We start from the raw sequence: 15761 nt of genomic DNA, 5'->3' as shown, positions 1-15761 counted from the left end.
CTATCTTTCTCTGAGCGAATTCTCTTTCGCACGTAATATAGGTTTTAACCAATAATTCAGTACTGTTTTTTCTCCTGTAAGAATGTCTACCACAACCTGCATTCCCGGGATGATCGTAAACTTATCATCAACCTTGAAAGTAACGTTGGCACGGTAGTAGGCATTGCCCTCTTCATTTTGAAGTGCATCGGCGCTTACGTAGGTCACTTCTCCTTCTAGGCCTCCGTAAATGACAAAGTCATAGGCAGACAACTTTACCGTTGCCGGCAGGCCAGGCCTTATGAAGGCGATATTCTGAGGAGAAATTCTCGCTTCAACGATTAACGTGCTATTACGAGGGACTATTTCTAAAATAGGCTCACCCGGCTTAACCACACCTCCGATGGTTCTGACAAAAACATCTTTGATGGTTCCATCGACCGGAGAAAGTAACTGCGTTCGATTCAACTGATCCGCAATCGCCTGACGACTTTCATTGAGCTGCGCTAGTTGCGTCACAACTTCATTGAGCTGCCCTTGTGCCTCTGCCCTAAAAGCAAGCGCAGTACCACGATAATCTGCGATGGATTCAGAATACACAGCCCTTTGCTTTTGGGCAGCAGCTTGTGAACTCGCGATGTCTCCTTTGAGCTTTATAACGTCTCTATTCAGTTTTAATAATTCCACTTCAGCCACCGCGCCACTAGAAACCACCTCTCTCAACATATCTCGCTCTTTCGAGACAATAACCAGACTGCTTTTTAGTGTTTGAATGGTATTCAAGGTATCTAGATAAGCTTGCGATTGTTGCTCAATTCGCAATTTAGCCTCCTCCAGCTCAGACTCCAGTTGGCTCAACCGCTCAAGATAGTTTGCTTTGGCATTCAGATAGGCAGAGTGGCCGGTCATCGAAATATCAAATGGCTGAGGCTCGATACTCACTTGTTGTTTCCAATCCAGTTGGAGGCTATTCACTTTTACCGTTTCTAATTCAATTTGAAGCCTCTGCTTTCTGGCGAGCAAAGATTCAACTTGTTCAGAGGTCTCCGAATAGGTCGACTTAAACCTTGTATCATCCAGAATAGCGATGGTTTGCCCCTTAGTGACGCTTTCACCAGGCATGACAAGTAACTCCTTTAGAATGCCTCCCTCTAAGCTCTGAATCGTCTGAACAGACAAAGTAGGAACAACCTTTCCTTCGCCGACAACCACTTCGTCTAACCTCGCCCACGAGGCCCAAATAATCACACTTAGCACTAACGCGGCAGACAACCAAATCAACGTTCTCGAACGGTTTGCTAAATGAGCATTACTCCAACGAACTGTGCTCATCATTGACCTCCTTCGCGTACAATTGATACTGCGCGTACTCTGTTCGTTTTCGCGTTAGACTGTTGTTTAGCAAAAATTTCTTGGGGCGCTCCTTCCCTCAAAATTGTGCCTTTATCAAGCACAACAATTCGATCACAAAGCGATAATAAGGAATGTTTATGAGAGCTAATAATCATCGTCGTCGAGTGCGGCAACGATTTAAGAGCATTAAACAACGCATTCTCAGCTGGCTGGTCTAAGGAACTGGTTGGCTCGTCTAAAATTAATGCTGCAGGGTTTCGATAAAACGCTCTTGAAATCGCTACAGCTTGCCTTTGCCCCCCCGACAAATAACGCCCTCCTTCTCCGACTTGCGTTTCTAGACCATGAGGAAGGCGGCTCATGTACTGGTTCAAACCCGATAATTCTATCGCACGGCGTAAACGTTCTTGATCAATAACATGATGTCCTAATACTATGTTTTCCATAATGCTGCCGTATATAAGATGCGAATCTTGGCCAACCCAACCCGTTTTCTCTCTTATCAATTCGGCGGGCCAAAGCTGACTGTCAATGTCATCAAAATAAACGCTACCCTGTAAGGCACTGAGTTGATTGGTAATAATAGAAAGGAGTGTAGACTTTCCTGCTCCTGCACTACCAATAACGCCAACGCGTTCGCCTTGCTTGATAGTAAGATTAATATCTCTCAAACATGGCATATCAACATCTGGGTATTGGAAGCTCACGTTTTCTAAACGTATATTCCCTGTAAATTCGGCAGACGTAATGACCTGACTGCGTTGCACCTCCTGAGGTAAAGACATGATAGAATTTAAGCCTTCAACCGCTGTTTTTGTCTGTTGATAGCGAAGTAACAGCATAGCTAACTGGTTAATCGCCCCTGCAGCACGACCGCTAAGCATGACAATAGCAATGAGCCCCCCCATGCTGAGCAATCCCTCAGAAATTCTGTACACGCCTGTTACAAGTAACATTACGGTAATTATCTGCTGGCTAGATTGAATGGAGTAAGCAACGATATTCGAATAGTTTCGCGATTGATTTTGCCAATCAGAAAGCATGGATACCGTCTGCTCCCAACGCTTTTGTGCTTCTCCCGTAGCGTTATTTTGCTTAATCTCTTTTAAAGAGGACAATGAATCAAACAAGTGAGCTTGTCGCTTCATGGATAGTGCAGCACTTTCCGTATGTGATTGTTCTATTTTTGCTTTTACCGCAAAGCCAAGGATCAGCAGGATAAACATGACGGCAATAGGTATGAACATCATTGCCCCACCTAGCCAACCTATTAAGACTAAAAATAACAACGTAAATGGGAGATCAACTAAGGTCACAAGAGATGCAGAAGTAAAAAAATCGCGAACACTATCAAAATCTTGTAGTTGTCGAGCGAATGCACCGACTGATGCAGGACGGTGTTCAAGTTTCATCCCCATAACTTTAGAAAAAAGTATCGAAGAAAGCTTGTTATCGATGTACTTACCCGCGGTATCAGTGACAACTCCCCTTGCTTTACGCAATAGCCAATCAAAAATAATGATGACGGAGACACCAGCGACCAAAACCCATAATGTACTGAAAGCTTGATTAGGCACTACACGATCGTAAACGTTCATAGTGAAAAGCGGAATAACTAGCGCTAGCGTATTGATAAGGAAAGAGGCAATCAAAAGATCTCGATACCACGGAGACATTTCTTTCACTACGGCGAAAAGCCAATGTTCATTATAATCCGCTTGAATAGAACTTATCCGTTTGTCCAACTCTGGACGCATAGAAACTTGCCATGCTTGAGGCTGGAATTGATTATGCAGCTCCTCGCTCGTGACGTATTGCGTTTCACCTTGATCTTCACTAAATAACGTGACTTGATAATCGCTGTTATGTCGCTCAGATATAATAGCGGGTTGTAACGTCTTCCTATTGATTCCCACCAATGGAAAGCTCAACATTGCGGTGGATTTTAAATCGATTAATGTGAGTTCAAGATCGGCTCGCTCAGCGGCTCTGATGAATAAGTCACTATCCAATCTACCCTCAACAAGAGGTAATCCAGAAAGCACCTTTTTTGTATGGTGTCTAACCTCAAAATAACGCATCAACCAAGTTAACGATTGCCCCCAAGGATCGTTAGTCAGCTCACTTGATGAGGATGAGTGATGCTTCATGACATACCACCTACTAGCAAGTTGTTGTCATCAATCATCTTCTGTAAGACATTTTCTTCGGCTACGCCAGTCGAGTCACCTTTGTAAAGCTGATCAAGAGTGACGCCCTGCATAAGAATCTGTTGTTTTGTCCCCGTCTCTTCTGGTTTTATGTGAAGCGTTACGCCATCATCATTCTCTGTTAAATCGAGCTTATTATCGACTTCTGTTATCGAGGTAGCGGTGATTATCGAGGCGATGTCAATTGTGTCATTATCATCACCAATAACGGATATTTGGAAATCGTTGATCACATCGTACGAGGGCTTTAACTCGTTACCGAGCCCTGAACTGTCAAACTGGAATACATCGCTGCCACTTCCTCCAATAAGCAAATCATTAGCATCTGTCGCAAGTAATGTTTGGCCCCCTTCTTCCACTAAGGTAACATTGACTGTCTGAGCAGCACCTTCTGCGACTGTAGCACCCAGTGTTGCAATCGGTTTTATCGACAACGTAAAATCACTTGCACCGCTAAACCCGCCAACGATGGAAAGATCAGCGGCATCCTCTTGATCAACAGTATAAATGCCGTTCAATCTTTCACCATGACTCAACTCTAGATCTGTTGGTAATCCGCGAATCTCCACACTTCCAAACTCTTCGGGTGCAGGATTGACTAAATTCATGCTCAACCCCAAAGGAATACTCCCAGACGCTTCAGACACAATAGACTGATAATCGGCCGTTAGTGTTGGCTCATCAGCTTCAGGGGTAACAACAATGGTTAGATCGGTAGTTTGCACATCTCCAAAATCGGTTTCGAGTGTCTCTGACACTATCGCTTGATCAAACGTTCTAACATTGAGAGCAACATCCATCGTTCCAAATGCATCCTTCGGAATGAACTCCAAACCTGACACTTCATTTGCTCGCACTAATACCGTCGCCACGGCATTGCCCGCGTCATCGAAGGTAAAGGATGAGAATTGAGTTCCAATACGAATCCTACCTAAGCCTTCCAATGCAGAGGGTTCAGAGCTTGCTTTGATCAACATCGACACTTCTATATATTCGTTGCTATTTGTTTCAAAACCGCTCGCTAAAAAGTCAATCGAAATGGAATCACCTTCATCTCCAGTGAACGTGTTAGAGGTTGTATTCAACGATACATCATCGCCAATCGGTTTTACGCCGACGTTGAACTGAGAAGTGGTATAGTTATAGTCGTTTGATCCAGACTCTTGGGTAATAGCTTGCAGTGTTAATGAAATATCCCCACTAAAATCTAGTGGCGGTAGAAAGTAAACCTTATCAAGTTGTGCTTGAGTTAGCTGCCACTCCTTGCTCTCACCATCCGTTGAACCGTTATCAGGGAGTAATTCGAACGTCCCATTATTGTCCCAAACCAACACGGCTCCGTCTGGCACTCCTGTCATGACCAAAGACATCGACTCAGAACCATCTTGATCGATTAATGATGCAGATAAGTTTCCTAAATAAATATAATTATCTTCATTACCAACTACGTCTTCTGTTTCCAGAACCGCTTTATCAACCACTGGGGCAATGGTAACGGTAACTTCTGTTGATTTAGTTTGAGTATCTTTCGCACTGTCAGTACTTAAACAACTTCCCGTGACTTCATCAGTAATGTTTGCGTCAACGGAAATAACAAGCTCTCCACTGTAGTTTTCAGGTGGGATTAACTGAATTTCGTTTAGACGCGTAACATCTGTCACTACCCATGTTCCATCACCGTTGTCAATGAGTAGGCTCGGGTCCACGGCAGTAAACCGCGCATTCTCGTCAGACACAGATAAAGAAACCCAATTGACACTTTCAAGGCCAGTCGCTGCGTCACCTTCTCCAGTAATGGACTGCATTGGCCCTTCACTATCGCCCAATACAAGAGCAAGATTCAGGTTGGTTATAGTATCTTCTTGAACCGTAACTTGGCTTGGTGCTATCGCGATATCATCGACAACAGGAGAGATTTGTACCGTAATGGTCTGAGCGGTTGTTTTCGAGTCACCATCGCATGGGGCCGTTTCTGTCACTTCTAAATTGAAAGTAATGCATCCAGCAAAGTCCTCATCCACGCCAGTAAGCGTCAAGGAAGACAATCCAGCGCTAGAAATTGAATAACCCAACAGATTGCCCGCATTATCATAAGCAGGTATCACACCTTCGCCAGTAAGCTCGACTCCTTCAGGTAAAGAATCTGCGGCGACAAAGAAGGAAACTAAGTTACCGTCACTACTCGCTACATCAGGGTTTAAAAACGCCCCAATTGAGACATCTTCACCTTCTTTACCTACAATATCCCCACTTTGAACGCTTCCTGGTTCACCAGGATCAGCACACTGGTCTCCATCTCCTTCATGGCCAGTAATTTGAATTTGGAACTGACCAGTGATGTATTGAGCATCCGTTCCATCTCGAACATACGCTAACACATTCACATCAAGTATCTCTGTGTTAGATGGGCTATAAATCGATGCGCTAGCAAGCAAATCTTGAGCGGTTTCCAACACGCTATCACTTGTGATTCCTTCCATTGGAATCAGCCAGTTCCCATCGGCATCTTGAGAAGCACCGTTCGGATGAGTAACAATGAGGTCTTGACCCTGCGGTATCTGTAAAACGATGTAATCGAGATACTCTGAACCATCAATATCCGCTTCTGTAAATGTAATGCCTCCACTCACGTCGACAGCAGACCCATCGGTACTTGTGAATACTTCAGTCGCACCTTCTAAACGTGTTTTGTCAATATCTTCATTACCAATATCCACTTTTCCAGAAACCACGACGCTCAAAGAACCGTTGATTGCCTTTACATCAGTCTCCAGCGTAGGAGACGTGTCTGTCACTTCGTACTGAACTTCCAGGCTAAACGTCCCACTTAGGTCTTCATTAGCTTTTACAGTGATTCGTCCACTGTTTAACAACTCAGATAATGTTGCCGAGCTACCATCGAGTAGTTCATTGAGTTCTAACGGTAAATTACTTTCCTCTACTGCATTACCATCAAAGTAAAGTGTTAAGCCATCTGGAATGGATACAATGGTGTATCCTGTCAAGGACTCACTAGAATCTATATCTTGATTAACGACAGGCTCAAGATTTAGTGTGATGAAATTGTCCTCAATACCATTGCTTTGTAATTCTTGACCGTCAGTTTGATCAACAATAGGTGAGATTTCCATTTCCACTTTAAGAGGGGTTTCAGCAGAATCACCATCCGGCTCTGTTGAAACGACGATAACATCCATGCTCAGTGTTCCACTAAAATCTTGCTCTGTTTTGAGGTAAGTGTTTTCAAGAACAGCGTTTGAGACCTGATAAACTGGCCCCGTTATTGGGTCCACGTAAGCAATTGGAAGAACAATAGGGTCACCATTTACATCTGTCAGTTGTGTTCCCACAGGGATGTTCTGAAGCAAGATATTAATTTCTTCTGATAGATCGTCGTCTGATGTCTGGATGATAAAATCCAGTTGTATCAGGTTATCTTCGTCTAACGTAGAGAGATTACTAATTACTTTAGTCGCTTGATCATATTGCCAATTCCCCTGTCCACCATCTAGAACAATTGGTTCATCGACCACGCCTTTTAGCTTAATGTCAATGGTTGCAGATTGGCTCTCGGCGGTTTCATTAATAGGTGCTAAGCCATCAATAGTCGACTCTGTTGAAATGGCGGTTACTTGAAGGGATAGAGATTCAGTAAATGAGCTGATATCCGATTTTGGTTGAAGTAACGCCTCCGAATTGGCTAGAGCATTGGAGGTCACTAGGTAGGTATTAATACCGATAAGCGTAATCCCAGCTCCGACAGGCAATGTCCAACCATCTTGAACTTCTATGCGATAAGACAGAGACTCCGAGCCATCTGTGTCAGTGAGCCGCCCTAAGATGTACTCTTTTAAGTCAATCGCTTGGTCTTCAAGCCCCTGAATGTTTTTAACGGTCAGCGTAGGCACATCGGCATCTGGAGATATATCGATAACAACTTGCTCAGTGATCTCCGCTGTTTTATCTTGCTCATCGGCAAACACACTACCCGACTCAGTCGTTACTGCCGTTACATCAAAAGTAAATCTTCCGGCTAAGTTTTCGTTAGATGTGATTTCAATTTGATCTAACTCGGATTGGCTATACGCTTTCCCTTCCTCAATAGCACTTCCGTTAAGTGTTAATATAAGTCCATCTGGAATATTCGAAATTTGGTAGTGGAGCGTTTCAGAACCGTCTTGGTCAAACTTTTCAGCGACAATATTGAGTGAAAGTGATTCAGCGGAATCTTCAACACTTTGATAAGAAAAGTCCGAATCATTAGACCACTCTGGCAAATCTGCAACCGGTAAAACGTTAACATTTAACGTATTATTGCCTTGTAATACAAAACCATCTGGTTCGACATCAGATACGATTAATGCAGACACTGCTAACGAAACTTTGATAGTGTTGCCCGACAGGTTTAGTGCTGGTTGATAAGTGAGATCACCATTTGGAACAGTGAATATACCCACCCCCATTAGCTCTGTACCAGAAAGACTAATAAATCCGTCATTATCATCATCTTCAAGGCGCGCTCCGTCTAAAAACAGAGCCCCTCCTTGTAGAGATTCAACAGAGATCCTTATCGCTTCAACACGCTCATTATTCTCCGTATCCCCAGGAGAAACTCTAATCGGTAACGCGACTGGCGTAGGGTCTCCACTATTATTCGCGCCATTATCTTCTAACGTATCTACATTAACGGTTCGAATAAAGCCCCTAGCATCATCAAGAATTAATTGAGCTTCACTGCTTGCTTGGTCACCGTCTGCATCCGTCACAGTTATCGTTAGATCATCAAGCAAACCACCTACAGGCGTATTAACAATAAGCTCGGTAGTTAGCGTAAATGTCCCATCTTGAGCAATAGTCAGCGTTCCATATTTTAAGTTACCATCACTACTATTGATTAAATCGATGGTCCAAGCATCATTGCTAAATACCGAACTCGCCGTATCGTATGTTTCACCTGCATAGGTCAAACTTGAAATCAACGTGCCATCTGAACTGATTAAGTCGGCATTATTGCTAAACCAGTTTCCCGAAAACTCATCCCCCTCGGTAAGTTCAATTTCTATTGGTGAGCTTGTGTCTTCAGGGATATCATCTACTACACTAACGGTATATGTCTCAGCTTCAGACTGGTCGCCATCCTTATCAACGGCATAAATTGAAAAACTGAGTTCTAATGTGTTCTCGTCCGCTGGAACACCGTCAGGTTCATCGTGTTCAAGTGCACGGTATAGATCAAACTCGGCAGTCCCATCGGTATTAAATCTAATTCTAAAGACGTCTTGCTCGCTTTCATCTCTTGCATATAACCAACCATTCGAGTCCGGTGAATCAAGCGAAACCAGGCTACCACTACTTGTTTTATAGCCGAGCGCATTGAACATATCGATATTCACGCTCACACTGGCGATAGAGTCTGAACCTTGTAATAGCGTAATGGATGGTGACGAGCCCTCGATGCCAGAATCAAGCGAATCATCATTCAACCCGCTTTCATTGACTGTGATTCCCTCTGTAATTACTAGTTCCGGAAACAAGCCATCATAGACCAGTATGTTGGACTCCGTAGAGATCTCGCTTCCATCAGAATCTCTCGCCACGATGGGCATAGAGATCGACAATTGCGTCCCATCACCTAAAACATGGTCAAGCGAGTGATAAAGCTCTACAGTTACATTAACGGTAGACGTATCATTTGATGGCAAAGAGAAGTCACTAGGTAACGTGACCCTAAATACAACGTCTCCAGTGTCTGAAATTGCGTCAAAGCTTCCATCATTGTTATCGTACCAAGTGGCAGCCTCTCCGTTATAAGTAACAGCATCACCAAGCGTAGTTTTGACAGTATCTCCATCATTTATGTCAACACCCAGATACACAATCGGATCGAATGATGACGTAACTATCACATCCGTATTCGCTATGGCTGAAACACCATCAGGAGCAATGTTTGTATCGACAGGTGTTTCGGTTAACTCGACATTGCCACTATTGATTAGCGCTTGTTCATTGTCGTTATCTATCACATTAATGTCTAAAACGACCGACGTGTTATCTTGGTCTGAGTCCATTGCAGTAACAACGAGAGGCACGTTTGGATCAGTATTTTCTTGTTGGTCGAGAGCCTGAAAAAGCTCAAAGGAGTAGGTAATGTCGCTATTTGCATCAATAGGTAATGAAGCATTGAGGGTAGCTTGAAAGATGGGAATCTGAGTTTGCCCATCTTCGTCAAGAATATAACCATCAAGTGTTTTGCCATCCGCAGAGACTTGATAAAGCACAACTTGTTCACCACTCGTCAACAAGGGTTGTTCAGAGACGATGAACGACAAAGATTCGAGGTAATCACTGCCAACCTCAACTTGAAAATTCCCTGAGCTCAACACACTTCCATTTGCGAGATCAGATTCTTTTACTTCTACCCCATTCAAATTATTTAAAGTTGGGTCTGCGCCATCCTTTAGAACATAGTCAATTTCATTCTCTACAAGCGGTGTGGCATCTAAATCTACGCCACCAATGGTCAACGGGAAAGTGACCATATCACTGCTATTGAATTGATCGATAGGGTGCTCAAGAGTAAGCGAAATTGATGCTAATACATCGTTACCCGACTCAACGCCACTCAATGTTAACGTAAATACAGTGACACCATTCGCAAATGCTGTAATTTGCTTTCCACTGGAACTTAACGTGTAGCTAAGCTCATTATCAGAGACTGAGCTTGTAAGCCCTAATGCTTCTAACTTAGTAATAGATGACCCACCGAAATACAAACTACTCGGATCCGGATTGTCAGATCCCGCGACAATATTAACAGTTCCTTCAGAGTTCAATATTGGGCCATCCAAAGGGACTTCTGTTACGTCTATAGTCGCATTGCCTACGTAACCTGCTTGTCCATCACTAATATCAATCGTCGCGTTAGCCAAGCCATAGTCTTGGGAGTCATCTGCAGCTAAATAGCTGAAAGAAACACTTTGCTCGACCGAATGATCTAGGTTTCGACCTGCATCAAACTGCCAAGAGCCATCAGAAAATACGGTTAATTCGCCTTTTTCTAAACTAAAACTTACGGATCCCCCCTCTAGAATTGACTTCTGCTCCCCGCCAGCCTCTACAAATTTCACATAAAGTGTTCCATCAAGATCAATATCATTTTCAAGTACATTGCCCGTAATTGTTTGCTCTTCTACGACTGAGTATGTGTCATCTCTAATCACCGGATCAGAGTCATAAATAGTAATCGTTAACGGTGCCACAACAGCCTCTTGTGTGCCGTCAGCATCACTTTGAATGCTTTCAACCAATACGTTAGTCACCAGCTCATCTTGACCTACACCATGATCAATCGCTTCATAAAAAGTAATTTGAACCGTACCATCATCATTGACTTCTGCTGAGAAAACTAATCGGTCGTCAGTCGATGTTCCTTGTAAGCTCAACCCATCTTCTGCAACAACAACATTTATAGATTGACCGACCGATGTAAGCGCGCTCAAACTTGGTTGCTCTGCATGCAGTGCTGGCACACCATTTTCTATGTTGATGGCTGCCGAGCTGCTTTGCTCACCAAAAAATCCAACGATGTTTTCAGAAAATACCGTTGAACCGGGTAGCACTATTGTCGGCATGGTATCGACCACGTGGTTGCCGGCGGCATCCAACACTTCTGCTTCAATGGTCCACGTGTTGTTTAGATTGAGAGTGTTTACGTCAATTCCGGTTACTGTCCACGAACCTGAGGCATCAACGAGGCCAGTAAAATTCAGCGTGCTGTCTCCGTCACTTACCCGAATCGTCACTGCCAGACCTTGCTCTACACCACTGGTTGTCCCTCTCATTTCCGTGACTATACCCTCACGGAAATCATCAATGGCAAGGCCACCGCTAATATAAAAATCCGTATCGATATCAATGGTGGGAGCAGTGGCATCTATGGTCGTAGCCTCATCCATTGCTTTCGCTTGGTTGCCCGCTACATCATTCACGGAGGCAGATACGGTTAACGCCCCATCGGCTAACGTGGATAAGTTCGCCCCTTCGACTTGCCACATACCATCAACGACAACGGTATTGAACGAGAGCATCACCCCCAAGCTGTCTTGAACCGTGACAGAAACCGTCTGACCATTTTCAACATCACTGACTTGCCCTGACAAAGTGACAGATTGGCGCTCTTCAGTGTTTAAATAGCCGTCTCCGCCATCGTCAACGTCCACCGTCACACTTGCGAGCGTATCTTTGATGATGGTGTTTTCACTGATTGCAGGGTTGCCCGCTATATCTATACTCTTAGCAACAACTGTCAGCGTACCTTCAGACAATCCAGAAAGGTCAACGTCGTCCAGAGACCAACTTCCACCAGTCACCACCGTTTCTAAGTTTATGACCGCTCCTAACGAGTCGGTTACAGTAACTTGGATACGCTGGCCATCTTCAATGTTTTCAATCGTCCCTTCGAGGCGAGTAGTCGCGATTTCGTACTGATTTAAATACTCATCCCCTCCACCATCAAAATTGACGTTCACCGTTGCAAGCGTATCTTTAATGGTCGTATCGACGGCGTTCAGGTTATTGCCATAAATGTCAGAAACCACAGAAGTCACCGTAAGCGGCCCTTCAGCAAGAGAAGACAGATCAACGCCTGATAGGGTATACGCCTCATTCTCTACGGTCGTTGTAACAGTAATGGAATTATTGAGGCTGTCGGTAATGGTGATAGTAACAAGCCACTCATCGCTTATCTTGAGTGCGTCACCTTGAATCGTGACACTAGGAACTTCAAACTGGTTTTCGTATCCATCGCCGCCATCAAGAATATCCACCGTTAAAGAGGCATCATCGTTCAAACCTTCAATTGCCTCTAAGGTAATATCCAATGTTACGGAGGTGGTGTCACCGTCTGAATCTGTTGCATTAACTAACAATGGTATATCCAGGATTTGATCTTTTGACAGATCGAAAGAGCGATATAATTCAAAGGAATACTCTATTTCACTACTCGACTCTAAAGGTAATGTGGATAATAGTTTCGATTGAAAAATATTTACTTCCACCCCACCTTCTAAGATATAGCCAGTAATTGTCGTACCGTCATCAGACAGACGGTAAAGCAACTCACTTTCACTACTCACTAATGTGGGCTGGTTTAATTCGCTAAATCGAAGAGAGTCAACATAATCACTCCCGATATCGAGTTGAAGGCTCCCAGTCTTAAAGATTGCCCCACTTTCTAGATTAATCTCCTCGATTGCAACAACAGTCAAGTTGCTCAACGTAGGATCAACACCATCTTTCAACACGAAATCAATTTCATTCTCTACAAGCGGTGTGGAGTCTAGATCTGTCCCTCCAATGGTCAGCGGGAAAGTGACCGTATCACTACTATTGAATTGGTCGATAGGATGATCAAGAGTAAGCGAGATTGAAGCTAGTACATCGTTACCCGACTCAATGCCACTCAATGTTAACGTAAATACAGTCACACCATTGGCAAATGCTGTGATTTGCTTTCCACTGGAACTTAACGTGTAGCTAAGCTCATTATCAGAGACTGAGCTTGTAAGCCCTAATGCCTCTAACTTAGTAATGGATGCCCCACCAAAATACAAACTAGTCGGATCAGGGTTATCAGAGCCAGCAATCACATTAACACTGCCTTCGGTGGTTAATAATGCCTCTCCCAGAGGTACTTCTGCTGTGTTTATAGTAGCGCTGCCTACATAACCCGCTTGGCCATCTATAATGTCGATAGTTGCGGTTGCTACACCGTAATCTTTTGAATCATCGGCTGCGAGATAATCAAAAACGAGACTTTGCTCAACCGTGTGATCTAAGTTGCGACTGGCATTCAACTGCCAAGAGCCATCTGAAAATACGGTTAATTCACCCTTCTCTAGACTAAAACTTACTGAGCCACCATCAGGGACAGACTGGATCTCTCCTCCGGCTCTGACATATCGAATGTACAAGTCACCATCAATATCAATGTCATTCTCCAGTACATTGCCAGAAATGACTTGGCCTTCGGTTACACTATATGACTCATTTGCGATCACTGGATCGGCATCAAGGATGGCGATTTCTAGGGGGGCCACAACCGTTTCTTGTGTACCATCAGCATCACTTTGAGTGCTTTCAACCAATACGTTAGTCACCAGCTCATCTTGACCTACACCATGATCAATCGCTTCATAAAAAGTAATTTGAACCGTACCATCATCATTGACTTCTGCTGAGAAAACTAATCGGTCGTCAGTCGATGTTCCTTGTAAGCTCAACCCATCTTCTGCAACAACAACGTTAATAGATTGACCGACCGATGTAAGCGCACTCAAACTTGGTTGCTCTGCATGCAGTGCTGGCACACCATTTTCTATGTTGATGGCTGCCGAGCTGCTTTGCTCACCAAAAAATCCAACGATGTTTTCAGAAAATACCGTTGAACCGGGTAGCACTATTGTCGGCATGGTATCGACCGCATGGTTGCCGGCGGCATCCAACACTTCAGCTTCAATGGTCCACGTGCTGTTTAGATTGAGAGTGTTTACGTCAATTCCGGTTACTGTCCACGAACCTGATGCATCAACAAGGCCAGTAAGATTCAGCGTGCTGTCTCCGTCACTTACCCGAATCGTCACCGCCAGACCTTGCTCTACACCACTGGTTGTCCCTCTCATTTCCGTGACTATACCCTCACGGAAATCATCAATGGCAAGACCACCGCTAATATAAAAATCCGTATCGATATCAATGGTGGGAGCAGTGGCATCTATGGTCGTAGCCTCATCCATCGCTTTCGCTTGGTTGCCCGCCACATCATTCACGGAGGCAGATACGGTTAACGCCCCATCGGCTAACGTGGATAAGTTCGCCCCTTCGACTTGCCACATACCATCAACGACAACGGCATTGAACGAGAGCATCGCCCCCAAGCTGTCTTGAACCGTGACAGAAACCGTCTGACCATTTTCAACATCACTGACTTGCCCTGACAAAGTGACAGATTGGCGCTCTTCAATGTTTAAATAGCCGTCTCCGCCATCGTCAACGTCCACCGTCACACTTGCGAGCGTATCTTTGATGATGGTGTTTTCACTGGTTGCAGGGTTGCCCGCTATATCTATACTCTCAGCAACAACGGTCAGCGTACCTTCAGACAATCCAGAAAGGTCAACGTCGTCCAGAGACCAACTTCCACCAGTCACCACCGTTTCTAAGTTTATGACCGCTCCTAACGAGTCGGTTACCGTAACTTGGATACGCTGGCCATCTTCAATGTTTTCAATCGTCCCTTCGAGGCGAGTAGTCGCGATTTCGTACTGATTTAAATACTCATCCCCTCCACCATCAAAATTGACGTTCACCGTTGCAAGCGTATCTTTAATGGTCGTATCGACGGCGTTCAGGTTATTGCCATAAATGTCAGAAACCACAGAAATCACCGTAAGCGGCCCTTCAGCAAGAGAAGACAGATCAACGCCTGATAGGGTATAAGCCTCGTTCTCTACGGTCGTTGTAACAGTAATGGAATTATTGAGACTGTCGGTAATGGTGATAGTAACAAGCCACTCATCGCTTATCTTGAGTGCGTCACCTTGAATCGTGACACTAGGAACTTCAAACTGGTTTTCGTATCCATCGCCGCCATCAAGAATATCCACCGTTAATATAGCATCGGGATTCAACCGCTCAGGAGCCTGAGTCTCAGAAGTTGGGTTCTCTCTTTCTTGCACTGCTGGCCTAGTAACATAGCCATTAGAAACGAGTTGCTCAGGTAAAACAGCGCGAATATAGGCAACAAAACTTAACCCGCCAGAAGACTCACTAAAATCTCGAACGCTCTGATTAAAAGTGGATTCAATACCGTTTTGAGATGCAATTAAAAGATCATTCGAACTCGATTCATCCTCACTTGTTGTATCTTCATTAAATGCAATATCGAGAATGTCAGTATTAAGAACAACCACCTCTACTTCTGGAACTAATTGTTCGTTAGGCAACATTTGGATCCAAGAACCGTCACTTAAAACCGCCCAAAGAACATTACCGACTTGAATGTAGAGTATTGGCTGCATAATTCGCCCCATATGAAACAACGAACTTTAAGTATGGTCGACGAATGTGACTGTTCAAATGAAACTAGAAAAAACATGGCCCTAAATGGCTCTAATGAGATATTGAACCAAAAACATACCTCATGTATGCGAGAAAGAGCCA

General features: G+C 44.2%; 3 protein-coding genes. All 3 read right to left on the bottom strand.

What is annotated here, in order from left to right:
• From H9L11_RS14040 to H9L11_RS14030, 3 genes are read right to left on the bottom strand one after another with little or no spacing between them, the layout of a single operon-like run.
• Window positions 1–1314, bottom strand: coding sequence for an HlyD family type I secretion periplasmic adaptor subunit (locus H9L11_RS14040; RefSeq protein ID WP_021033865.1), 1314 nt, complete (start codon window positions 1312–1314; stop codon window positions 1–3).
• Entirely contained in the window at window positions 1311–3482 is a 2172-nt protein-coding gene (locus tag H9L11_RS14035; RefSeq protein ID WP_050550048.1) for a type I secretion system permease/ATPase, read from the bottom strand. The genes H9L11_RS14040 and H9L11_RS14035 overlap by 4 nt, the downstream gene beginning before the upstream one ends.
• Window positions 3479–15619, bottom strand: coding sequence for an RTX toxin (locus H9L11_RS14030; RefSeq protein ID WP_205390851.1), 12141 nt, complete (start codon window positions 15617–15619; stop codon window positions 3479–3481). The genes H9L11_RS14035 and H9L11_RS14030 overlap by 4 nt, the downstream gene beginning before the upstream one ends.
• Window positions 15620–15761 lie beyond the last annotated feature (142 nt).

Origin of the sequence: Vibrio sp. sp1, from assembly GCF_016920955.1 — a bacterium.
Classification (GTDB): domain Bacteria; phylum Pseudomonadota; class Gammaproteobacteria; order Enterobacterales; family Vibrionaceae; genus Vibrio; species Vibrio alginolyticus.
Note: the sequence above shows the minus strand (reverse complement) of the source record. Positions and strands in the feature narration are given on the sequence as shown.